Consider the following 23,240-nt stretch of genomic DNA (forward strand, 5'->3'; position numbering starts at 1 on the left):
CGGACGCCTCATGCACACGGTGAGGCAGGAGGGGAAGTGGGGCGGAAGTGCTGTCAGATCTCATCGGCGGGATTGTGTGGTGACGCTGAACGCCGGTCCCGGCCCCCAAGGGTCAGAGCCCGGTCACTGCAGGCCACGCGCTGCCAGCGTGCGTGCCACTTCGGCATGAACCAGCTTGCGGACCGTATGGGTGATGCGTTCGCCCAGCGGGCCTCGGAGCTCTTCCCGCAGCAATTCCGCGACAAGAGGGCGCAGATCCGCAACCGGTATCGCGGCCGGTTCCGGTGAGGGCGCGCGGCCAAGGGGAGGCGGTGGCTCAAAGGCGGGAGGTGTATCAGGCTCCCAATCCCCCCCGGAAAGGGCCGCCTCAAGCTCGGCAATCGTATCGGCAAGGCTGAGAACCGGCGCAGCGGGCACGGGTTGCGGGCCGGCATCCGGGACGATCCGAAGATCAGGCGTCAGGACCAAGGGGCCAAGCGGGCCGTCATCCCGCAGGCTGGCCGCAGGGTTGGTGTCTTTTTCCCGGTGTGCGTCGGACATGGTCATCCCCCCGTTGCGCCGGAAAGTCTAGCCGCAGTCGCCCCTTGAAACAACCATCCTGTTGGAACCCTCAGTTCCGACCGATCCGGCCCAGCACCCGGTCCAGCGCCTCGCCCTGAGGGCTGCGCGCCGGCGCATTGCGCACGGCGTTGTAATAGGCCGAGGGATCATAGGTCGGGATGCCGAGATTGAGATGCTCGACCGTCAGAAGACCCATCGACGCCAGAACGCGATAGACCATCACATGCCGGTTTGCCTCGGCATTCACGCGGCTGGCCTGGGCATCAAGAAGTTCTTGTTCGGCGTTGAGCACGTCCAATGTGGTCCGCGCGCCCAGGGCCGCCTCTTCGCGGGCACCGTTCAGGGCGATCTCGGCCGCCTGGATCTGCAGGTCCGAGGCTTCCAGCTGTGCCCGCGCCACGTTGAGCTGCGCCCAGGCCGTTCCCACTTCCTGCACGATTTCCAGCGCGGTCTGATGCAGCGATGACCGTGCCTGATCACGCCGGGCAACCGCCTGACGATAGAGCGACGAATTCGCCCCGCCGGTATAAAGCGGCTGGTTGTAGCTGAGGCTGAGCCGCGAGGTGTCGTTGCCATCCTGATCGACAGCAAGGTTCGCGCCGGCGCTGATCCGCCCCGAACGGGCAGGCTCGGCGCGGGCCACGCTCATCTCGGCCGCCGTCACCTGATGCTGCGCCTGACGGATCGAGGGGTGGGTGCGCTGGGCGATGCCCTTGGCATCGTCAAGGCTGCCCGCCGTTGCGGGCGGGGCCGGTGGGCGCTGCACGGCGCTGGTCGGGAAGGCACCCGTGGCGGCATTATATGCCTCGAGCGCAATGGCGCGTTCCCCCTCGGCTGCCGAGAGCGACGACCGGGCGGCGGCAAGGCGGGCCTCGGCGATCGCGACATCGGTTCGTGTCACCTCGCCCACTTCGAACCGGTCCCGGGCCGCACGCAGTTCTTCCGAGATCACGTTGACGCTGTTCTGGCGCAGGCGGACGTTCTCGGTTGCGCTCCAGACGTTCATATAGGCCGAAACGGCATTCAGAAGGACATTCTGTTCCACATTGACCAGCGCCCAGCGGGTGGCCAGCACGCTTTCCTGCGCAATGTCGATGGCCAGCCGGTTGCGGCCGAAGTCGAACAGCGTCAGTTCCGCCGAAAGCCCTGCCTGCCCGGACAGGTCCTCCAGCAGGAAACCCTGCGCACGGTGAGTATAGGTGGTGCTGGCCGCAAAGCTGATGACGGGACGAAGCGCCGCGACACTTTGCGCCACATCTTCGTCCGAAGCCCGCAGAACCGCACGGTTCTGTTCCAGAAGGTTGGAGTTTCGATAGGCCGCCACCAGCGCATCGGCGAGCGTGTCGGCCTTTGCGGCAGGCGCCACCAGCGCGAACGAGGTCAGAATCGCGGCGGCGAAAAGGGGAAGGCTGCGAAGGGACATTACACGATCCTGCTCGTTATCATTCACATCCCGGTGGCGTGCATGGCGCCGGCCCGGTTTCAGAAGGTGAAGCTGCGGTGTTTCTCGAACCCGGGCAATACCGGAGCCGAGGCATTGAAGGCGTCGCGCCAGGTGATCTTGCCGTCGAACTTGAAGCCGACGCGGCAGACGCCCAGAACATCCTCCATGAACAGACAGACGGCGCGACCACCTTCCTTGAGCTGCGCGGCCAGCGCATCCGGGAAGACCTCGATCGCGCCCTCCACGATGATCGCGTCATAAGGGCCATGCTGCGGGGCACCTTCGGTCAGCGGGGCGGTAACCACGGCGGCGCTATAGACGCCCTGATCGGAAAGAATCGCCTGCGCCTCGGCGGCGAGGGGCTCGTCTTCCTCGATGGCCACCACGGCTTCGGCCAGGCGTGCGATCACGGCGGTGGAATAACCAAGCCCGCAACCAATATCGAGCACCAGATCGCTTGGCTGAAGATCGATTACCTCAAGCATCTTGGCAAAGGTTCGCGGCTCGAGCAGGTAGCGGCCGAGCCCATAGACCAGGTTTTCGCCCATATAGGCCATTTCGCGCTTGCTGTCGGGCACAAAGAGTTCGCGTGGAACGGTCAGCATCGCGTCGATGATCGGAAACTTGGTGACGTCCGAGGGTCGGATCTGGTGATCGACCATCTTGCTACGGCGGGCAGCGTAATCCGGCATGGACTGAACTCTTCGGTCTAGTTGTGTCAGAACGTTCTTGCCACAGTTATTGTCCTGGGGCAACCGAAGCCATGGGCCGGGCCGCAATGCGGCCACGTCGCAGGGGCGCTACAGAATCAGGTCGCCGCGCGACAGATCGGCGATCCCGTCCACGAGCAGGATGAAGTCCGCCTGGCCGTTGCCGTTCACATCTCCAAGCAGCAGGCCGGTGCCGCCTGCCTGCACGAAGCGCAGTTCCCCGGCGCTGCCGCTGAAGGCATTGCTGCCGATGAAGCTGCGCATCGCCAGCGCCGTCAGGTCGATCCGGTCCTCGCCCCGAGCAAAGTCGATGATCCGGTCGCTGGTCGTGCCGATGCCGATTTCCTGGGCCGAACGGAAGACGAAGATGTCGGCACCTGCACCGCCGCCCAGAACGTCGGCACCATGCCCGCCGAACACCAGGTCGTTTCCGGCCCCGCCAAAGATCGTGTCGTTGCCGTCGGCGCCGTAAAGGCTGTCGTTGCCGTCGCCGCCATGGATCAGGTCGTCCCCCGCGCCGCCGCCAATCAGATCATTTCCTGCGCCGCCAGCAATGGTGTCGTTGCCGGCATCACCAAACAGCCGGTCATCGCCCTCTCCTCCGAAAACAAGATCGTTTCCGGCCCCGCCAAGGATCGTGTCGTTGCCGTCGGCGCCATATAGGCTGTCGTCGCCGTATCCACCATGGATCAGGTCTGCCCCCGCGCCCCCGCCGATCAGGTCATGCCCTGGGCCGCCCCACAGGGTGTCATTGCCGTTTCCGCCCAAGAGCTGGTTGTTGCCGTTCCCGCCGAACAGGAGGTCATCGCCATCATCGCCGTGCAGGACATCGTTGCCGTCGGCGCCGTAAAGCGTGTCGTTGCCCGTCCCGCCGAACAGGATATCATCTCCGCCGCCGCCTCCCAGCAGATCGTTGCCCGCCCCGCCATGCAGCACATCGCGGCCGGTGCCGCCAAGCACGGTATCGTCACCATCGCCGCCCCACAGGCTGTCATTGCCCGCCCCGCCGCGCAGAAGGTCATTGCCCAGCCCGCCGAAAAGCTGGTCGTTCCCGTCATCCCCCTCCAGCACGTCATGCCCCGGCCCGCCATGCAGCGTGTCATTTCCGCTGCCACCGAAAAGCGTATCGTTGCCCGTATCGCCCTGCAGCCAGTCATCGCCGTTACCGCCATGCAGCTGATCGTTGCCTGCACCTCCCATCAGCGTGTCGTTGCCATTGAACCCGAACAACTGGTCGGAAAAGTCACTGCCGATCAGAAGGTCGTCGTAGGACACGCCCGGCACCTCGGTCGCGACCTGGTGACCGCGCAGCACGATCCCGTTCCTGCCGTATGTCACCGTGATCTGTGCGATTTCGTAGGCATCAAGGGTCAGGTTGATGCGGCCCCCCGCCAGCGAGAGACCGGAAATCACCTCGAGCGTGGGGATCGTATTGCGCAGCACGGGATCGCCGGCAGCACCCAGGATGACCGCGCTTACATTCGTGACGCCCGGGCCGAAGGCCGACAGGTCAATCGAGAAGTCGCGCGTCTGGTCGAGGCGGGAGGACAGATAGATGACATCCGTGTGGCCCACCCGGTACACTTGGCTGCCGAAGGTTGGATCTCGGTAATCCTGCCGCAAAAGTCGCCCGCCCGCGATATTCTGGGCCATGAGCTGGAAGATCATCCCGCCGGCCCGCAGCAGATCGCTGCCCTCGGGGCCGGCCAGATTGTTGATCGTGGATTGCTGGATCGGCCAGGCCCAGGCCGCATTGATCCCTCGCGATACCATCATCGCGAATTTCGCGAGCATGGTCGAGGCCTGCACGAGCCCCAGTTCGTTGCGGTTCGTATAGCACGTGTTCCATTCGGTCGCGAAGAACTGCACATGCTCCAGTCCGGGGCTGTTGCGCCAGCTGTCCAGCCGATTGAAATACCAGTCGGTGGCGGTCACCTGGTCATAGGAGTCCTTGAGGTAGTAATGGCTGACCACGGCGTCGACGGCCTTGCGCGCCGCCGCATCGAACTGCGCCATGATCTGCTGGTTCTGCACCCAGCCCGAGCCGGGAGAGTATTCCCCGGCCTGGCCGTATTGGACGGCGATAAGCGGCTCGGTCCAATGCGCCCCGCCGAATGTGGAGCGATGCGCATCGATTTCCTGCTGGATCGCCACCGCCATGGCCGCAGCCACCCGCCCGTATTCGAGCGCGGTCATGCGGCCTGAACCCCAGTATTCGTTGCCGATTTCGAAGGCGAAGATATCGACCTGTCCATGCGCCCCGGCCAGAACCTCGCGCACGAAGACACGCATGTCAGCGATATAGGCGGGGTCAAGCGCGCGTGTGCCATGATCGCCGGGAAGCAGCGCGTGCCGCGTGGGTATCACCAGCGTCGGTGCAATGCCTGCGTTCGCGGCATAGGCCAGGAAACTGTCAAGCGGCAGCAGATCCACTGTCAGGCCGGTGACCGGATCGACGGCGCTTGTGGCGTTCGGCCTGCGGATGTCGAAATAGTCTTCGGTGATCGACCCGCCCGGATACCTCAGTCCGGTCAGCCGAAGCTGGTCGACCGCCTCGTCGAACGTGCCCTGGTCGCCAACCCTGTCCTTGTGAAACAGGATGTTGCCTCCGAACAGAAGCGGGCTCACGTAACCGCTCACGGCGGTCCCTTGGGAAAAATCGACGATCGGCATGAACAGGCTCAAAAGGAATGCCTGATGTTTCTAGGTCTGCCGCGGCAGCGTCGCTTTTGCTCAAAAGGCGATCGGGCATCCGCAAACGGCTGGAACGTATCCGGTCGCAGGTTCCGGTTTTTCAATAAGGATCAGCCAGATGTCCCTGGCGCGCCCTCATCCCGCCTTTTGAAGCGTGCCGGCCCATCGCGCCGTCCCGATGGTCCAGGTGCCGACACCTCTTGCCGCAGGTGTCGGCGCGGGCCGCGCCCGCCGCGCCCGACACGGCAGAGCTTGACCAGGTACAGGATCAAAGGGGTTTGAAAGCGTTACCTGCAGGCCTATACCAGACCCGACCGGATCACGTCCCGGAACGAGGAGCCATCCCATGCCAAACCCGACCGCAGCCATGATCGTCATCGGCGACGAGATCCTGTCCGGCCGAACCCGCGATTCAAACATGCACTTCCTTGCCGGCGAATTGTCGAACCGCGGCATCGACCTGCGCGAGGTGCGGGTAGTGCCCGATGTGCACGATGCCATCGTTGCGGCCGTGAATGGCCTGCGGGGCCGGTTCGACCACGTCTTCACCTCGGGCGGTATCGGTCCCACCCATGATGACATCACCGCCGATGCAGTGGCGGCGGCGTTCGGTCTGGGTCTTGATGTCCGCGATGATGCGCGGGCGATTCTGGCGGCCCATTATGCCAAGACGGGTTCGGAACTGAATGCCGCGCGATTGCGGATGGCGCGGATCCCCGCCGGCGCGACGCTGATCGAAAATCCGATCTCCTCGGCGCCGGGGTTCAGCCTCGAAAACGTGCATGTCATGGCGGGGGTGCCGAATGTGTTTCAGGCGATGGTGGCATCGCTTCTGCCAAGGATCAGCGGCGGAGCACCGCTTCTGACCCAGTCGCTGCGCATCCCGCGCGGCGAGGGCGAGATTGCCGGGCCGCTTGCGGAGCTTGCTTCGGCATTTCCGACCCTCTCGATCGGATCCTATCCTTTCATCTCGAACGGGGCTCACGGCGCAACGATCGTCATTCGCGGAACCGAAGCCGCCGATGTCGATGCCGCGATGGTCCGGCTCGCCGCCCTGTTCCCCGAGGCGCTTGCGTGACAGCGCCCGGCCTCGCAGATCTCTGTCGCGTGCTGGAGGCGACCTGGCCCCCTGCGGCAAGGGTGCAACTTGGCCCCTGGACGATCCGCGAAGGCAGGGGCGGCGGCAAGCGCGTTTCTGCGGCAAGCGCCGAAGGGCCCGTCACCGCCGCCGACATTCGGGCCGCAGAAGCTGCTATGGCCAACCTCGGCCAGGACCGGCTGTTCATGATCAGGGGCGATCAGGATGATCTTGATCGGCAGCTTGCGGCGGAAGGCTATGCCGTCGTGGACCCGGTGGCGGTTTACCTTGCGCCCCTCGAGGGGCTTTGCCGCGACGTGCCGCCGGTTTCCTTTTTTTCATGCTGGCCGCCGCTGGGCATTCAGACCAGCCTGTGGACCGAGGCGGGGATCGGCGCAGAGCGCCAGGCGGTGATGCAGCGGGTGCAGGGCTCCAAGGCTGCGCTTCTGGGCCGTGTCAACGACCGTGCCGCAGGCACCGCCTTCATTGCCTGCGATCACGATGTTGCGATGCTGCACGCGCTCGAGGTCGTGCCCTCGCAGCGTCGGCAAGGCGTCGCACGCAACATCTTGCGCGGTGCCGTCGGCTGGGCACAGGACAATGGCGCCAACTGGCTGTCGCTTGTGGTGACCCGGGCAAATGTGCGGGCAAGAAAGCTCTATGCTTCCTTTGGACTGCAACTTGTGGGACACTATCATTATCGCATGAAATGAGCCGCAAGAGGCCGAGCAGTGCCTGTCTTACGTGAACTTCAAGCCGGTTCCGTCCGGGCAAGGACGCTGATGCTTGCCGTCGCGGGTGTCCTGCTGGGCGCCCCGGCTCTCTGTATGCCCCTGAGCCTTCCACCCGATGTCCATGTCGCCGCCGAGCGTCAGGAGACCTTCGCGTCGCATCGGGTGCCGACGGGCAGCTGGCGGGACGGGACCCTTCCCGCGCTGCAGGCCGAGGGCGCGCTGCGCCAGATCGCCTGGCGCACGTCGCGTCCCGCCAGCACGCTGGCCCTGATGACGCCCCTGCGGGATGAGCTGGCGGCGGCAGGCTTCGAGATCCTGTTTGAATGTGCGACCGAGCATTGCGGCGGCTTTGACTTCCGATATGCGATCGAGCTCTTTCCCGAGCCCGACATGCACGTGGACCTTGGCGACTACCGCTTTCTTTCCGCCCGGCGCGCGTCCGATGCAGGCCACGAGTTCATCAGCCTGATCGTCAGCCGCAGCAGTGGTCGCGGCTATGCCCAGCTGACCCATGTCGCGCCGAGCGGCGAACCGGCCGAGGTGACTTCGGGCCTGTCAACCAAGGCCCGTGATCCTGATGCCGCCGACTATGAATACGGTGCGGTCGTAGCGCTTGATGATCTGAGGTTTGAAACCGGCCGAACCCGGCTGTCGGCGGGAAGCGCAGGCTCGCTTGCCGAACTGGCGGCCTTTCTGCGGGCCAACCCAGGGGCGCGGGCCATTCTGGTCGGTCATTCCGATGCGCAAGGCAGCCTCGCAGGAAATATCACCCTGTCCCGGCAGCGCGCGGATGCAGTGCGGGACGTGCTTGTGGCGGAACACGGCGTGGCGGCCGGGCAGATCTCCACACAAGGAGTCGGGCACCTCGCTCCGAGGGCGAGCAACCTGACCCCGGGGGGCCGCCAGCAGAATCGCCGGGTCGAGGCGCTGATCGAGGCTGCGCCCTAAAGCGTCGCAGCAAGCCGTGAACCCTGGTCAATCGCTCGCTTGGCATCAAGTTCCGCCGCGACATCCGCGCCGCCGATGACATGCACCCGCCGTCCCGCGGCAACAAGCGCATCAGCAAGGTCGCGTTCCGGTTCCTGCCCGGCGCACAGCACGATCGTGTCTACGGGCAGCAGTTCGGCTCGGGCGGCGTCTGCGCCGATGCGCAGGTGCAGCCCCTCGGCATCAATCCGTTCATAGGTGACACCAGGCAGCATCCGGACGCCTTTCATCTGCAGAGTCGCGCGGTGGATCCAGCCGGTGGTCTTGCCAAGGCCACGGCCCGGCTTGCCGGGCTTTCGCTGAAGCAGCGTCACCTCGCGCGCAGGCGGTGCGGGGTGCGGGCCTTCCGGATCAAGGCCACCGCGCACCTGTTCCGGATCGGCAACCCCCCATTCGCGCAACCATTCGGGCAGGTTCATGGTCGGGCTCTCGCCCGCGTGAACCAGGTATTCCACCACGTCAAAACCGATACCTCCGGCGCCAACAACCGCGACGCGGCGGCCTGCCGTGGCCCGACCTGTCAGCAGGTCCACATAGTTCAGCACATGCGCTGCATCCTGTCCGGGAATCCGGGGATCGCGCGGCCGCACGCCCGTGGCGATGACCACCTCGTCAAAACCGTCAAGATCCTCGGGCGTCACCCTCGCCCCGAGCCGCAGTTCAAGCTGTGCCTTCGCCACCATGGTCTCGAACCAGGCGACGAGGCCGTGGAATTCCTCCTTGCCGGGGATCACCCGCGCAAGGTTCAACTGCCCGCCGATCCGGTCGCCGGCCTCGAACAGGGTGACGAAATGACCACGTTCGGCGGCCACCAGCGCCGCCGAAAGCCCCGCAGGCCCGGCGCCGATCACCGCGATCCGCCGCGGCGTCGCCGCCGGTTCATACCGCAGTTCGGTCTCGTGGCAGGCACGGGGGTTGACGAGGCAGCTTGAGATCTTGCCGCTGAACGTATGGTCAAGGCAGGCCTGATTGCAGGCGATGCAGGGCGCGATTTCGTCCGCCCGTCCTTCGGCGGCCTTCCGCATGAAATGGGCATCCGCAAGGAAAGGCCGCGCCATCGACACCAGATCCGCGAGGCCTTCGGCAAGGATATCTTCGGCCACCTCGGGGCGATTGATGCGGTTCGATGTCACCACCGGGATTCCGACCTTGCCCATCAGCTTGCCGGTGACCCATGAAAAGGCCCGGCGCGGCACGCTGGTCGCAATGGTGGGCACCCGCGCCTCATGCCAGCCGATCCCCGTGTTCAGCATCGTGGCGCCGGCCGCTTCGATGCGCTGTGCAAGGGTGATGACCTCGTCGAAGGTGGAACCGCCGGGAACAAGATCGATCAGCGAGATGCGGTAGATCAGAATGAACCTATCGCCCACCGCCTCCCGCACCCGGCGCACAACCTCGAGCGGCAGGCGCATGCGGTTTTCAACGCTGCCGCCCCAGCGGTCGGTCCGGCGGTTGGTGTGTTCCACAAGAAACTGGTTCAGGAAATAGCCTTCCGAACCCATGATCTCGACCCCGTCATATCCGGCTTCCTGTGCGCGCCGGGCGGCCGTCACGATGTCGGCGATCTGCTGTTCGATGCCAGCCTCGTCAAGCTCCGTGGGGGGAAAGGGCGAAATGGGCGACTTGATCGCCGAAGGGGCAACGCAATCCGGGCCATAGGCATAGCGCCCTGCGTGAAGGATCTGCATGGCGATCAACCCGCCCGCATCATGGATGCGCGCTGTCACGATCCGATGGTTTGCCACATCCCGAGCGGTGTAGAGCCCTGCCGCCCCGGGAAAGACAGCACCGGCGGGGTTGGGTGCGATCCCGCCCGTGACCATCAGCGCGGCACCGCCCCGGGCCCGCTCGGCATAGAACTCGGCGACGCGGTTCCAGTCGCCGGTTTCTTCAAGCCCGGTGTGCATGGAACCCATGATGGCGCGGTTCTTCAGCGTCACAAAACCCAGGTCGAGCGGGGCCATAAGATTGGGATAATCGGTCATTGCGCCTCCTTGGCGGCAGGATGCGCAGCGGCCCGGCCAATGTCACGCACAACGCGGCGTCACGAAGATGGTTTCGGTGGCCGATCGCTGCGCCCACTCGGCCAAGGGGCGTCGCGGCCTCCGAGGGATGAAGGGAACAGGGGCGCCTGATGTGGTGACGGTTCTGATGGGCGGCCTTCGTTATGCTGACCACAAGGGGCTTGCGAAGCTCGGACGCTGGACCGCATGTGCCGGCAGGCTTTCCTTCGGGTTTCCAGGTGACGGCCCTGTGGAAAACCCCATCGACCTTATGGCGATGGGTCGCGCTGCCCTCGCCAGCCAGTCGAGCATCCTGCGGTTCGCGCCGGCACGTGCCTTCGCCCGCCGGGCCCCGGCCGTGTCAGCGCCTCAGAACTCGGCCCGCGGGCGGCGGGTAAGCGTCAGATCGCGGACGAGCATCCGGTTCACGCCGGGCTTTTCGAAGATCAGATCGACCCAGACCTTTTCAAGCCGCTTTTCGTTGATCTGTGAATAGGCAAGGTCGAACTCGGCCACGCCACGCCCGTCATTGAAGACAAGCTCCTGAACCACCTGTTCGACGTTCGGGCCGAACTTGATGTTGATCCGCGAGAATACCCTGACAGGCTCGTCTGACTCGAGGCTGACATCCAGCCGAAGGACATGACGATGCCGAAGGCTTCGGACGCCCTCGTCAGGCATGTCGAGCACGACGGAGAGAAAGCTACCGTCAAAGCGGCTGACCTCGAACTGCAGCGCGAAGTCGGCCGAACCCGGGGCATCACTTCGCAACTGGCGCAGCGTGATTTCGCTGTCCGAGCAATCGTGGAAGAGATTGGCCCCCTCGCCAGCGTTGGTTTGGTTTGCAACGGTCCTGGCCTCTGCGCCTAGTGCCTCGACCCACGGCAGCGGCCGCCAGCCCCAGTCATAGCCCGGCGCAAGCGCCACGGCGCGTCCAGCGCTGTCTTCATGGGTCCGATGTGGCAGTCGGTCGCCGCGACGACCGAGTTGAAGCGCCATCGAGCCGAGACGACCAAGGCGTGACATCCCTGTTCCCCTTACCCAGTCAGCAGCACCAGCCTTCTGGAACATGGCTGCTGAGCTCCATACACGCGCACCCGCAGTCGAGCCGGGCATGGCAATCCTCCGAATCATTTGGTTCTGAAACGCGGTCACAGACGAATGGTTTCATTTTACATACTTTGGAGCGCCGTAAAAGCCATGCGTATGGATGAAATGGGCTTTGGCGCAATCCGAGGGATCGCCAGGCTGCGTTGCGGCCATGGGGCGCAGCGGATCACGGCATCATCAGGACCATCGGATTGTCACGGCTGCTGCCGAGGGGCGGGTCAATCTGGCCCACCCGCCCGCGCCCCTTGCGCGGGAAGTGGTCCCAAGTCCGGGTGGACCTGCATTGTGATGCAGGTTCGAGGTGGACCGCCCGGGCCGAGCGGGCCGGATCAATAGGCTCGCTCCGAAAACTCAGCATTGGAATGTCGCAAGCGACGTTCATGCAAGGATGCGTCAGCAGCCGCTTTGCACGAAGCCGCAACCTGCCGTCATTCTGTTGCCGCGCCCGCGCGCGCAGGCAAGGGCAGATGGGGAGGACGTCAGCTCAGCCAGTATCGACGCCGACGTCGGCGCGCAGGGTGTTGCCAGCCATGATACCCCGGTTCTCTGACAGGATGCGCTGCAAGAACCCGCTCAACGTTTCCAACCCGTCGTCTCGACTAATGGGTCGCCCCTTTGGCGCGAGCACCGAAAGCGTGATGATGCGGTCGCCGATGTCGATGAGTGCCCGCCAGTAGTCAGGCTCGAAGGCCGGGCCAGGTGCTGCACCGACGTCGCGCAGGCGCAGATAATAGGCGCCACCGCGGCTGAAATCCTCAAGTATGGTCACATCCGCCGCGCGGCCGGAACGTGCCAGCGCAGCCCGGCCGCCGTCCGAGCGGAAGTATTGCCCCAAGGCTGCTGCAGATTCCCGCACCTTCATCCCGCGGCCCGGAGCGGAGACGGCGGCTGTCAGCACTGCCGCCATATCGGGCTGCGGCAGGGCCGGATCCTGGGCAATGGCCGCGCAACTTCCCAAGACGACAAGCGCGCCCTCGGCCGTGTCGCGCGATGCCCCCAAATCCACGCAGTAGCCCCGGGGGCCGGCCACGATGATCAGACCCTCGGCGACGGCGACGCGCGCCGGCACATCGACGGAGGCGGCCTGCGGCACGCCCTCCATGCAGCCCGAAAGACCTACTGCCGCGGCGAGCACCAGAGCGCGGGACACCGCCCGCTTCTCAGAGATCCATATAGACGTGAACTTCTGCATCGGCTCCGGGATGAGTAACGGCCCCCTTGCGGGTCGAGCCCACAAGCTGGGCATATTTCCATAGCGCACCCGAGGCATAGATGGTGGGCCGCGGCCCCTGCCATTGCGCCTTGCGTGCGGTCAGCTCGTCATCGGTCAGGGCGACCGAGATTTCGCCGGTGATCGCGTTGATCGTGATCATGTCTCCGTTCTGCAGGAGGGCGATCGGCCCGCCATGCGCTGCCTCGGGCCCCACGTGGCCGACACAGAATCCGCGTGTTGCACCGGAAAAGCGGCCATCGGTGATAAGCGCGACCTTCTTGCCCATTCCTTGCCCGGAAATGGCAGCGGTGGTTGCGAGCATTTCGCGCATGCCCGGGCCGCCAGCGGGCCCTTCGTTGCGGATGACCAGCACGTCGCCCGCCGCGTAGTCGCGGTTCTGAACGGCGGCGAAAGCGTCCTCTTCGCATTCGAACACCCGCGCCGGGCCGGTAAAGACCTGTTCCTGTTCGGACATGCCCGCGACCTTGACGATCGCGCCTTCGGGGGCAAGGTTGCCGCGCAGACCCACCACGCCACCGGTTCGGGTGATCGGCGTCGCGGCCGGATAGATCACGCGGCCATCCGCCTCGCGCGCGACAAGATCAAGATCCTCGCCGATCGTGCGGCCGGTTGCGGTGATGCAATCTTCGTGGATCAGCCCGGCTTTGCGCAGTTCCTTCATGACAACCGGAACGCCGCCGGCCTCGTAAAGATCCTTGGCAACGTATTTCCCGCCGGGTTTGAGATCCACGAAATAGGGGGTGTAGCGGAAAATGTCGCAGACGTCGAACAGATCGAAATCGATCCCCGCTTCGTGTGCGATTGCGGGCAGGTGTAGGCCTGCATTGGTCGAACCGCCGGTGCAGGCCACCACGCGGGCCGCGTTTTCCAGTGATTTCCGCGTGACGATGTCGCGGGCGCGGATGTTCCGTTCGATCAGGTTCATAACCGCCACGCCCGACGCCTCGCCATACTGATCGCGGCTTTCGTAGGGGGCGGGCGCGCCCGAGGAATTGGGCAGCGCAAGGCCGATCGCCTCGGACACGCAGGCCATGGTATTGGCGGTGAACTGACCCCCGCAGGCGCCGGCGCTGGGGCAGGCGACGCGCTCGAGGATCGCAAGCTCGGCATCGCTGTAATTGCCTGCCTGATGCTTGCCCACAGCTTCGAACACGTCCTGAACCGTCACATCCTGGCCGTTCAGCCGCCCCGGCAGGATCGAGCCGCCATAGATGAACACCGACGGCACATTCAGCCGGACCATCGCCATCATCATGCCCGGCAGCGACTTGTCGCAACCTGCAAGACCCACAAGCGCATCATAGCAATGGCCGCGGATCGTCAGTTCCACCGTATCGGCAATCGCCTCGCGCGAGGCGAGCGAGGAGCGCATGCCCTCGTGCCCCATGGCGATGCCGTCGGTGACGGTGATCGTGGTAAACTCGCGCGGAGTGCCGCCGCCTTTCTTTACGCCCATCTTCACCGCCTGCGCCTGTCGGTTCAGCGCGATATTGCAGGGCGCGGCCTCGTTCCAGCAGGTCGCGACGCCAACCCAGGGCTGGTGGATCTCCTCCTCGGTGATGCCCATCGCATAGAAATAGGACCGGTGCGGCGCGCGCGCCGGGCCTTCGGTGACATGGCGACTGGGCAGGCGGGATTTGTCAAAGCGCGACTGCGACATGGCTGGCTCCGGAATGGCTGTCCTTGGCCTCTGGATAGGCGACCGGGCCCGGGTTAACAAGCCGGATCGGCCCGTCGCATTGCCCGACGCCTCCGGCGCGCCTAGATGTGACGAAAGGAAAACGCATGACCGCTTCAATGCCCGCCCGTCTGACGTCCCCCGCCTTTTCGGCCTATGTCGCGCCCGCGCGGGGGCGGGCGCAGCTGTGGCGCACGCTGCTGGGTGTCATTCTCATTCTGGGAATCTATGCCGGACTCCTGGCGCTGTTCCTTCTGGCGATCGACCGATGGTACGGCCCGGGCGCCGAGCGGCTGCTGCAGGCCCGCAGCCCGGTCGGCACGGTTCTGGTGCTGGCCACCTTCCTGGGCATGGCGCTTGGGCCGGTTCTCGCGGTTGTCATCCTGCACCGACGCCGCCCGCTGACGCTGATCGGCCCACTCCGGCCCGCGCTGCGCGATTTCTGCATTACTGCGGGCGTCGTGCTGGCGCTGTCGCTTGTGTGGATGCTGCTTCCGGGCGGCCCGCCCCTTGAGCGGAAGCTGGATCTGGGCCTCTGGTTTCAGTTCCTTCCGCTGGCGCTGCTGGGCATCCTGGTGCAGACCGGCGCCGAGGAGCTTGTGTTTCGCGGATATCTGCAGCAGCAACTTGCGGCACGTTTTGCGACGCCATTGGCCTGGATGGTGCTGCCGTCGGTTCTGTTCGGGCTGCTGCATTACGATCCGCAGACGATGGGGGGCAATGCATGGCTGATCGTGGCAGCGACCGCGCTGTTCGGCCTGATTGCCGCGGATCTGACCGCGCGCACCGGCACGTTGGGCGCGGCCTGGGGGCTGCATCTTGCGAACAATGCGGTGGCGCTTCTGTTCATCTCGGCCGAAGGTCCCTTGGACGGACTTTCTCTGTGGACCTATCCGTTTTCGCAGCATGATGTGGCCGCCATGCGGCCCTTGCTTCTGCTCGACATGGCCGGGTTGGTGCTGATCTGGGCGCTTGCGCGCCGTGCCCTGCGCCGCTGATTGCATTCCCGGCCCTTGCGCCTTATCTGAGGGACCAAACAGGATCAAAGGTCGCCGCCGCATGAACTGGATCACGAATTACGTCCGCCCCAAGATCAACTCGTTGTTCTCGCGTCGCGAGGTGCCCGAGAATCTGTGGACGAAATGCCCTGAGTGCGGAACGATGCTGTTCCACCGCGAACTGGCCGACAATCTGAATGTCTGCAGCAACTGCGACCATCACATGGGCATCACGCCCCGGGCGCGTTTCGTCGCGCTGTTCGACGGCGGGATCTTCAACGAGGTGAAAGTCCCCGAGCCGGTGACTGACCCGCTGCAGTTCCGGGATCAGAAGAAGTATCCCGACCGCATGAAGGCGGCGCAGAAATCCACCGGCGAGAAAGAGGCGATGCTGGTCGCCGAAGGCGAGATCGGGCGCACGCCGATTGTCGCAGCGGCGCAGGATTTCAGCTTCATGGGCGGCTCGATGGGCATGTATGTCGGAAATGCGATCATCGCCGCCGCCGAACGCGCCGTATTGCTGAAACGCCCGCTCGTACTGTTTTCCGCAGCCGGTGGGGCACGGATGCAGGAAGGTATCCTGTCGCTGATGCAGATGCCGCGGACCACGGTAGCCGTGCAGATGCTGAAAGAGGCCGGTCTGCCCTATATCGTGGTGCTGACCCATCCGACGACCGGCGGCGTCACGGCATCCTATGCGATGCTGGGCGATGTCCAGATTGCCGAACCCAATGCGTTGATCTGCTTTGCCGGGCCTCGGGTGATCGAGCAGACCATCCGCGAGAAACTGCCCGAGGGCTTCCAGCGGGCCGAATATCTGCTGGATCACGGAATGCTCGATCGCGTCACCCATCGCAAGGCCCTCCGGGATGAGCTTGTGACCATTCTGCGGATGCTGACGAACCAGCCGCCTGTCGTGGTGGCCGATCTTCCGGCGCCTGCGTCCGACGCCGCGCCCGAGCTTGCCGCACCGGCCGAGCCCGCACCGCAACCGGCCGCGGACGAGATTGCGGCCAACGACGCCAAGCCATGAGCGCGCCCTCATCCGACATCATCCTGCAACGGATGATGTCGCTTCACCCAAAGATCATCGACCTGACGCTGGAACGCGTCTGGCGCCTGCTGGCCAGCCTTGGCCATCCCGAAAAGGCGCTGCCGCCGGTGATCCATATCGCCGGCACCAACGGCAAGGGATCGACCCAGGCGATGATACGCGCCGGGCTCGAGGCGGCGGGCAAGCGCGTCCATGCCTATACCTCGCCGCATCTTGTGCGGTTCCACGAACGGATCCGGCTGGCCGGAGAGCTTGTGTCCGAACCCGCGCTGTCGGCGCTGTTGGATGAATGCGAGACCGCGAATGGCGGCGAGGGCATCACCTATTTCGAGATCACGACCTGCGCTGCCCTGCTGGCCTTTGCGCGTTGCCCCGCGGATTACACGCTGCTCGAGGTCGGGCTTGGCGGGCGTCTGGATGCCACCAATGTGGTGGAGCGTCCGGCCCTGACGGTAATTACCCCGGTGTCGCTGGATCATCAGCAGTATCTGGGTGAAACGCTGCCGGAAATCGCCGCTGAAAAGGCGGGAATCATCAAGCGCGACGTTCCCTGTGTCGTCGGTCCGCAGGATGATGCCGCCCTTGCGGTGATCGAACGGACTGCCGCGCGCCTTGGCGCGCCGCTGCTGGCATATGGCCAGAACTGGCATGTCTGGGAAGAACGCGACCGGCTTGTCTTTCAGGATGAAAACGGCCTTCTGGACTTGCCGTTGCCGAACCTGCCGGGTGCGCATCAGGTGCAGAACGCCGGCGCAGCGGTTGCCGCGCTTCGGCACCTCGGCCTGGACGAGGTCGCATGCGCGGCGGCCGTATCGCAGGCAGAATGGCCGGCCCGGATGCAGCGGCTGCGGCGCGGACCGCTTGCCGAGAGCGCACCGCAGGCCGAGTTGTGGCTTGACGGGGGGCACAACCCATCGGCGGGCGAGGCTTTGGCCGCCACTCTGGCGCGGATGCCTGCCCGGAACACCCGGCTGATCTGCGGGATGCTGAACACCAAGGATATTGCCGGCTACCTTCGTCCGCTCGCAGCTCATGCCGACCGGCTTTACGCCGTGTCGATCCCGGGTGAAACCGCAACGCTGAGCGCGGATGACACGCGTGTCGCGGCCAAGGCTGCGGGGATCACCGCAGAGACCGCCCGCTCGGTGTCCGAGGCGCTGGCGCGGATCGTTGCAGATGATCCGGCCGCGCGGGTTCTGATCTGTGGCTCGCTTTACCTGGCCGGATCGGTTCTGCGCGACAACGGCTAGGAGGCCCAGTCCGCCGCCTGCATTTCGCGCAGGCGGCTGGCGGTGCGCTCGAACTCGAAGCTGCCAGTGCCTTCGTTGTAAAGCCGTTCGGGACTGTCGGCGGCGCTGGCGACAAGACGGACCTTCGCCTCGTAAAGCGCGTCGATCAGGGTGACGAAGCGCTTCGCTTCGTTGAAATTGCTGGCCGAAAGGCGCGGGATATCCTCGATCACCAGAAGCCGCACTGCCTCGGCGATGGCCAGGTAATCGGCCGGGCCCAGGGGCTGACCACAGAGGTCCCAGAACGAGGCCCGCGCGATGCCGTTGTGAAAGGCGGGCAGGCGCACTTTCCTTCCCTTGACCGTCAGGTCAAGCGGTCCGGCCGGTTCCGGCACCAGATCGGCCCAGATCGCATCGATTGCCTTGCGGGCAGCCGCGCCCGCAGGCGTGAAATAGACCTGCGCCCCACTGAGCCTGTCCTGCCGATAGTCCGTGTCGCTGTCGAGCGCGTGCACATGCATCCGCTCTTTCAGAAGGCCGATGAAAGGCAGGAAGATCGCGCGGTTCAACCCGTCCTTGTAAAGATCATTTGGGGGCCGGTTGGAGGTGGTCACCACCACCACGCCCGCATCGAAGAGCATCTGGAACAGGCGCCCCACGATCATCGCATCGGTGATGTCGGTGATCTGCATTTCGTCAAAGCACAGCAGCCGCAGGTCCGACGCAACCTGTTGTGCTACCGGGGCAAGCGCATCATCCACCCCCTGCTGGCGGGCGGCGTGCATTCCGGCGTGGATTTCCTGCATGAATGCGTGGAAATGCACCCGGCGCTTGCCGGGGATGTCCACGGCTTCGGTGAACAGATCCATGAGCATGGACTTGCCGCGTCCGACACCTCCCCAGAGGTAAAGCCCTTTCGGCGGCGGGGACTTGCGCGACAGAAGCCCTGTCAGGAAGCCTCGACGCTGCGCCGCGCGGTCCTGAAGGCCCTGACGGAGTGTTTCCATAAGGGGCAGGACGGCACGTTGGGCGGGGTCGGGGCGCAGCGCGCCTTGGGCCACCCGGGCATCATAGATCTCGATCAGGCTCTGGCTCATGCCGGCTGCATAGCGCCGCGCGTCGGGGTTTGGAAGCCGCCCATCACGACTCGCGATGAGAAGCTGCAGAAATTCGCGGTTGACCTTGCCCTGCGATCGGCGAAACCTGCCGGGCGCGCGGAAATGCCGCGTGCAGGAGTTCTTGCAATGCCGCAAAGCCACCGCGCCCCGCTGTTCACCCCCGTCCTGATCGGCGGTTGCATCATCATCATGCTGAGTTTCGCGGTGCGGGCCAGCTTTGGCGTGTTCCAGATCCCGATTGCGGAGGAATACGGCTGGGCGCGGGCCGAGTTCAGCCTGGCAATCGCGATCCAGAACCTTGCCTGGGGCTTTGGCCAGCCGATTTTCGGCGCGCTTGCCGAAAAGTTCGGTGACCGGCGTGCAATCGTCGCGGGGGCGCTGACCTATGCGGCGGGGCTGGTGCTTTCGGCTTATGCAGTGACGCCAGGTCAGCATCAGATGCTCGAAATTCTTGTCGGATTCGGCATCGCAGGCACTGGTTTCGGTGTTGTGCTTGCAGTGGTGGGCCGCGCAGCCTCGGATGAAAACCGCTCTGTTGCGCTGGGCATTGCAACGGCGGCGGGTTCGGCCGGGCAGGTTTTCGGCGCACCGGTTGCCGAGGCCCTGCTGGGACTGTTCAGCTGGCAAGCCGTGTTTCTGATCTTTGCCGGCGTCATTCTGGCCTCGCTTCTTGCGCTGCCGATGATGCGAAGCCCCGCACCGGCAAGCCGCGCCACGCTGGAAGAAAGCATGGGCAGCGTCCTTGTGCGCGCCTGCCGCGATCCTTCCTTCACGCTGATTTTCCTTGGCTTCTTTTCCTGTGGCTATCAGCTTGCCTTCATCACGGCGCATTTTCCGGCCTTTGTCACCGAGATGTGCGCGGGCATCGATCCCGCCGGCATGCTCGCCTCGCTGGGCGTGTCCTCGACACAGACGCTGGGTGCCGTGGCGATATCGCTGATCGGCCTTGCCAATATCGGCGGCACGATCTTCGCGGGCTGGCTTGGAAAACGCTACAGCCGCAAATACCTGCTGGCCGGGATCTATGCGGCGCGAACGGTGGTGGCAGGGGTGTTCATCCTGATGCCGATCACGCCCGGATCGGTCATCCTTTTCTCGGTGGCGATGGGCAGTCTCTGGCTGGCGACGGTGCCCCTGACCTCGGGACTGGTCGCGCATATCTACGGGCTGCGCTACATGGGCACGCTTTATGGCCTTGTGTTCTTCAGTCACCAGCTGGGCTCGTTCCTCGGGGTGTGGCTGGGTGGCCGCATGTATGACATCACGGGCGATTACACGCTGGTCTGGTGGATCGGGGTCGGCGTGGGGGCCTTTTCGGCGCTGGTGCATCTTCCTGTGCGCGAACGCCCGATGGAGGCGCTTGCCCTTTCCCCCGCCGTGCCGGCCCGTTAGGCTGACCGCAAAACCTGCAAGGAATATCCGATGACGTTTATCTTCGCGCCCGCTGATGCCGCATCATTGCCGCTACATGTGGTTGCCGCCGATCAGTTTGAAGACTGGGTCGCCAGGCGCAGCACCGCCGAGCGCAACTGGCTGACAGGCTGCGGATTTTCTGCCGGCGCCGGGGAGTTGTGCCTGCTGCCGGGTGCCGAGGGGGCGATCGCAGGCGCGGTGGCGGGGCTTGGCACTGCGCGCGATCAGGCCCGCGGCCGCTTTGTCCTGGCGCGGGCCGCGGCGCGCCTGCCGGAAGGAAACTGGCATCTTGTTCACGATCTTCCGTCCGTGGCGCTGCAGGAAGCGGCGCTGGGCTGGCTTCTGCAGGGCTATCGGTTTGACCGTTATGCCAAGGCGGCGCCGTTGCGCGCGCGACTGGTCGCCCCGGATGGCGTCGATGCAGCGCGGATCGAGGCCTTGGCCGCCGGCGAGGTATTGACACGCGACCTGATCAACACGCCCGCCAGCGACATGGGCCCGCAAGAGCTTGAGGAGGCCTTCCTTGGCCTTGCCCGGCAGTTCGACGCGCGGACGAATGTCATTCGCGGCGATGATCTGCTTGCGCAGAATTTCCCGATGATCCACGCCGTCGGGCGTGCATCGGTGCGCGCGCCGCGCCTTCTGGACATGCGTTGGGGGTCGGCGGGGCCGCTGGTCACGCTTGTGGGCAAGGGGGTCTGTTTTGATACCGGGGGGCTTGATCTGAAGCCCTCGGCCTCGATGGGGTTGATGAAGAAGGACATGGGCGGCGCCGCGACTGTTCTTGGCCTCGCGCAGATGATCATGGCCCTGCGGCTGCCGCTGCGGCTGCGCGTGCTGGTTCCTGCCGTTGAAAACGCGGTTGCCGGCAATGCGATGCGCCCGCAGGACATTCTCACCTCGCGCAAGGGTCTGACCGTCGAGATCAACAATACCGATGCCGAGGGTCGGCTGGTTCTGGCTGACGCGCTTGCCCTGGCAGATGAGGAAAAACCCGATCTGCTGGTTTCCATGGCCACGCTGACCGGGGCGGCGCGTGTGGCTGTCGGTCCCGATCTCGCGCCCTATTACACCGATGATGCGCAGCTTGCCGCGGCGCTGGAGGCCGAGGCTCCGGCAGCTTGCGATCCGGTCTGGAGGCTGCCGTTCTGGTCCCCTTACGAAACGATGATCGAGCCCGGAATCGCCGATCTCGACAATGCGCCGAAGGGTGGCTTTGCCGGGTCGATCACCGCCGCCCTGTTCCTGCGCCGCTTTGTCGAGGCGAGCCCGCGCTACGTTCATTTCGACATCTATGGCTGGCAACCCAGCGATGCCCCGGCCCGCCCCAAGGGCGGTGTGGGGCAGGGGGCGCGGGCACTGCTTGCAGCACTGCCACGGGTTCTTGACCTGTGAGGACCCCTATCCATGACCGGCGCCTGATCCCGTTCAACGGGAAGGTCGCCGCCGCCAGCCTGTGGGGCCAGGTCGATGCCGAACAGTTCGTCGAGGGCGAATGGCACCGCGTCATCCTTCCGGTTGCCGACCTGCTTGCCGCGCCGGACGGGCCGCGAGATCGTCAGGTTCTTCTGGGCGAACGGGTTCTGGTGCTGGAGCGGCGTCAGGACATGGCCTATGGGCAGATCGCCCGCGACGGCTATTGCGGCTGGATACGCGCCGAGGCGCTCGGACCCGACAGGGTGGCGACGCATTGGATCGCCGCGCCGGGAAGCCACGGATATCCCGGGCCGGATATCAAGTTGATTGAACGCTGCGCCCTGTCTTTCGGGGCAGGTGTCACCGCAGTGGCCGAGCATCCGGATTTCGTGGAAACCGATCTTGGCCTGTTCATTCCGCGCCAGCACCTGCGCAGGATCGGCGACTGGTTCGACGATGCCGTGGCCGTGGCCGAGCTTTTCCTCGGAACGCCGTATCTCTGGGGCGGCAACAGCCGCACCGGCATCGACTGTTCGGGGTTGGTGCAGGCTGCCTATCTGGCCTGCGGCATCTCCTGTCCGGGCGATAGCGATCTTCAGCAGGCCTGTTTCGGCACGCCCCTGCCCGAGGATGCGCTTTTGCAGCGCGGCGACCTTCTGTTCTGGAAGGGACATGTGGCGCTGGTGGCGGATGAGAACCGGATTCTGCACGCCAATGGCCACGCGATGTCCACCTGCCACGAAGCGACCGAGGCCGCGATCACCCGGATTGCGAAACAAGGCGGCGGCCCGGTGACAGCCCGCAGACGCCCGCCGCAGGACAGGGCCGAAAGCCCGAGGGTGTCGGCGCCGGCCTGACGGCCGGAAACGCCTCGGCGCAAGGTCGGGAGGGCCGCTTACTCGACCGGTCGGATCAGCTTGCGTTCCAGCACCCGCAGCACCGTCGGCAAGTCATGCCCCCGCTTCAGGATCTGGCCGTCCATGGCCACCACGGCGTACATGCCCTGACGGTTGCGCAGTCGGGGCCGCTTTTCGATCCGATAGAGCGGATGCTCAGCCGTCCGGCGGAAGATCGAAAACACCGCCATGTCCCGCAGGCAGGAAATGCCGTAGTCGCGCCACTCGCCTGCAGCAACCATGCGACCATAGAGGGTGAGGATTGCGCCCAGTTCGTGACGATCGAAACTTGTCTGTTCCGGTGTCGCCTGGGGGTTCAATGGGCTCGGTGTCTGGACCGTCATGAGACGAGTGTACGACGGTCCAGTGACAATTCAAGCGGCTTCCGTTCAGCCGCAGCGGATGTTCTGGATCCGTCCGGAGGAATCCACGTCAAAGTTTATCCGATGGGGAAGATAGTCCATCGTGACCATGTCATCGGGGCCGATCACGCGTACAGGGCCGGTGAAGGCCATCGTGGCAAGGACGTTGCGATTCTGGCCCAGAAGGTTCTGGAAGCCCTCGGCGCCGCAACTTGTCGTTTCAGGCGTGTCCTCGGTCGGTGGAAGCGGTGCGCAGGCGCCAAGCGCCATCGCAAGGCCAAGTACAGCTAGGCATGATGCGCGGGTCATCTTTCTCTCCTCTGTCATCTGCTCCGACTGTTGTGTTTTGGTATCCAAACAACAAGGCCCGCCGTGGCTAGCGGTTGCATCTGCGCGAGGTTTCGCCCAATCTGCGCTGAACTACAGGAGACAGCGATGCGGACGAGAGCTGCGGTGGCCGTTGAGGCCGGGAAGCCGCTTGAGATCATGGAGGTCAACCTCGAGGGGCCGAAGGCTGGCGA

20 protein-coding genes are annotated in these 23,240 nt (G+C 64.9%); 9 read left to right on the forward strand and 11 right to left on the reverse strand.

Annotation, left to right across the window (positions count from 1 at the left end; all coding sequences use genetic code 11):
- Nucleotides 1-123 precede the first annotated feature (123 nt).
- From ACFQXB_RS16745 to ACFQXB_RS16760, 4 genes are all read right to left on the reverse strand, one after another.
- Nucleotides 124-540 (reverse strand): hypothetical protein, encoded by a 417-nt coding sequence (locus tag ACFQXB_RS16745; RefSeq protein WP_377406124.1) that lies wholly within the window; start codon nt 538-540, stop codon nt 124-126.
- Between the two features lie 70 nt (nt 541-610).
- Complete coding sequence (locus tag ACFQXB_RS16750; RefSeq protein WP_377406126.1) at nt 611-1,984, reverse strand: TolC family outer membrane protein; 1,374 nt, start codon at nt 1,982-1,984, stop codon at nt 611-613.
- A 59-nt stretch (nt 1,985-2,043) separates the two neighbouring features.
- Entirely contained in the window at nt 2,044-2,697 is a 654-nt protein-coding gene (locus ACFQXB_RS16755) for a protein-L-isoaspartate O-methyltransferase family protein (protein ID WP_377406128.1), read from the reverse strand.
- A gap of 108 nt (nt 2,698-2,805) precedes the next feature.
- The gene (locus ACFQXB_RS16760; protein ID WP_377406130.1) at nt 2,806-5,355 is read right to left on the reverse strand and encodes a calcium-binding protein; all 2,550 of its coding nucleotides are present in this window, start codon (nt 5,353-5,355) and stop codon (nt 2,806-2,808) included.
- Nucleotides 5,356-5,755: 400 nt separating this feature from the next.
- On the opposite strand from ACFQXB_RS16760, the gene ACFQXB_RS16765 reads away from it, so the two are divergent.
- From ACFQXB_RS16765 to ACFQXB_RS16775, 3 genes are all read left to right on the forward strand, one after another.
- Nucleotides 5,756-6,487 (forward strand): competence/damage-inducible protein A, encoded by a 732-nt coding sequence (locus ACFQXB_RS16765; RefSeq protein ID WP_377406132.1) that lies wholly within the window; start codon nt 5,756-5,758, stop codon nt 6,485-6,487.
- Nucleotides 6,484-7,200 (forward strand): GNAT family N-acetyltransferase, encoded by a 717-nt coding sequence (locus ACFQXB_RS16770; RefSeq protein ID WP_377406134.1) that lies wholly within the window; start codon nt 6,484-6,486, stop codon nt 7,198-7,200. The genes ACFQXB_RS16765 and ACFQXB_RS16770 overlap by 4 nt, the downstream gene beginning before the upstream one ends.
- 69 nt (nt 7,201-7,269) lie before the next feature.
- Nucleotides 7,270-8,169 (forward strand): OmpA family protein, encoded by a 900-nt coding sequence (locus ACFQXB_RS16775; protein WP_377406135.1) that lies wholly within the window; start codon nt 7,270-7,272, stop codon nt 8,167-8,169.
- Here the strand turns inward: ACFQXB_RS16775 and ACFQXB_RS16780 are convergent.
- From ACFQXB_RS16780 to ilvD, 4 genes are all read right to left on the reverse strand, one after another.
- Nucleotides 8,166-10,193: an FAD-dependent oxidoreductase gene (locus ACFQXB_RS16780; protein WP_377406137.1), complete on the reverse strand. Its 2,028-nt coding sequence runs from the start codon at nt 10,191-10,193 to the stop codon at nt 8,166-8,168. The two genes, ACFQXB_RS16775 and ACFQXB_RS16780, sit on opposite strands and share 4 nt — an antisense overlap.
- Nucleotides 10,194-10,580: 387 nt before the next feature.
- On the reverse strand, nt 10,581-11,345 hold the full coding sequence (locus ACFQXB_RS16785; protein ID WP_377406139.1) for a DUF6478 family protein: 765 nt from the start codon (nt 11,343-11,345) through the stop codon (nt 10,581-10,583).
- Between the two features lie 460 nt (nt 11,346-11,805).
- Nucleotides 11,806-12,471 (reverse strand): hypothetical protein, encoded by a 666-nt coding sequence (locus ACFQXB_RS16790; RefSeq protein WP_377406141.1) that lies wholly within the window; start codon nt 12,469-12,471, stop codon nt 11,806-11,808.
- A gap of 10 nt (nt 12,472-12,481) precedes the next feature.
- On the reverse strand, nt 12,482-14,215 hold the full coding sequence (gene ilvD, locus ACFQXB_RS16795) for a dihydroxy-acid dehydratase (protein ID WP_377406142.1): 1,734 nt from the start codon (nt 14,213-14,215) through the stop codon (nt 12,482-12,484).
- A 125-nt stretch (nt 14,216-14,340) separates the two neighbouring features.
- Between ilvD and ACFQXB_RS16800 the strand changes: the two genes are divergently transcribed.
- From ACFQXB_RS16800 to ACFQXB_RS16810, 3 genes are all read left to right on the forward strand, one after another.
- The gene (locus ACFQXB_RS16800) at nt 14,341-15,231 is read left to right on the forward strand and encodes a CPBP family intramembrane glutamic endopeptidase (RefSeq protein ID WP_377406144.1); all 891 of its coding nucleotides are present in this window, start codon (nt 14,341-14,343) and stop codon (nt 15,229-15,231) included.
- A 61-nt stretch (nt 15,232-15,292) separates the two neighbouring features.
- A complete protein-coding gene (gene accD, locus ACFQXB_RS16805) occupies nt 15,293-16,264 on the forward strand; it encodes an acetyl-CoA carboxylase, carboxyltransferase subunit beta (protein ID WP_377406146.1) in 972 nt (323 codons plus the stop codon).
- On the forward strand, nt 16,261-17,535 hold the full coding sequence (locus tag ACFQXB_RS16810) for a bifunctional folylpolyglutamate synthase/dihydrofolate synthase (protein ID WP_377406148.1): 1,275 nt from the start codon (nt 16,261-16,263) through the stop codon (nt 17,533-17,535). The genes accD and ACFQXB_RS16810 overlap by 4 nt, the downstream gene beginning before the upstream one ends.
- Here ACFQXB_RS16810 and zapE read toward each other — a convergent pair.
- Complete coding sequence (zapE, locus tag ACFQXB_RS16815) at nt 17,532-18,611, reverse strand: cell division protein ZapE (protein ID WP_377406150.1); 1,080 nt, start codon at nt 18,609-18,611, stop codon at nt 17,532-17,534. The two genes, ACFQXB_RS16810 and zapE, sit on opposite strands and share 4 nt — an antisense overlap.
- Before the next feature lie 147 nt (nt 18,612-18,758).
- On the opposite strand from zapE, the gene ACFQXB_RS16820 reads away from it, so the two are divergent.
- From ACFQXB_RS16820 to ACFQXB_RS16830, 3 genes are read left to right on the forward strand one after another with little or no spacing between them, the layout of a single operon-like run.
- A complete protein-coding gene (locus tag ACFQXB_RS16820; RefSeq protein ID WP_377406152.1) occupies nt 18,759-20,024 on the forward strand; it encodes an MFS transporter in 1,266 nt (421 codons plus the stop codon).
- Between the two features lie 30 nt (nt 20,025-20,054).
- Nucleotides 20,055-21,440 (forward strand): leucyl aminopeptidase family protein, encoded by a 1,386-nt coding sequence (locus ACFQXB_RS16825; RefSeq protein ID WP_377406154.1) that lies wholly within the window; start codon nt 20,055-20,057, stop codon nt 21,438-21,440.
- Nucleotides 21,437-22,318 carry a C40 family peptidase gene (locus tag ACFQXB_RS16830; protein ID WP_377406156.1) on the forward strand — a complete coding sequence of 294 codons (882 nt, stop codon included), beginning with the start codon at nt 21,437-21,439 and terminating at the stop codon, nt 22,316-22,318. Before ACFQXB_RS16825 ends, ACFQXB_RS16830 begins: the two co-directional genes overlap by 4 nt.
- Before the next feature lie 38 nt (nt 22,319-22,356).
- Here ACFQXB_RS16830 and ACFQXB_RS16835 read toward each other — a convergent pair whose 3' ends face one another.
- Both ACFQXB_RS16835 and ACFQXB_RS16840 read right to left on the reverse strand, forming a co-directional pair.
- Entirely contained in the window at nt 22,357-22,701 is a 345-nt protein-coding gene (locus ACFQXB_RS16835; RefSeq protein WP_377406158.1) for a DUF2794 domain-containing protein, read from the reverse strand.
- A 45-nt stretch (nt 22,702-22,746) separates the two neighbouring features.
- A complete protein-coding gene (locus tag ACFQXB_RS16840; RefSeq protein WP_377406160.1) occupies nt 22,747-23,028 on the reverse strand; it encodes an I78 family peptidase inhibitor in 282 nt (93 codons plus the stop codon).
- Nucleotides 23,029-23,240: the final 212 nt, after the last annotated feature.

The organism is Halodurantibacterium daqingense, assembly GCF_042666235.1.
Classification (GTDB): domain Bacteria; phylum Pseudomonadota; class Alphaproteobacteria; order Rhodobacterales; family Rhodobacteraceae; genus Halodurantibacterium; species Halodurantibacterium daqingensis.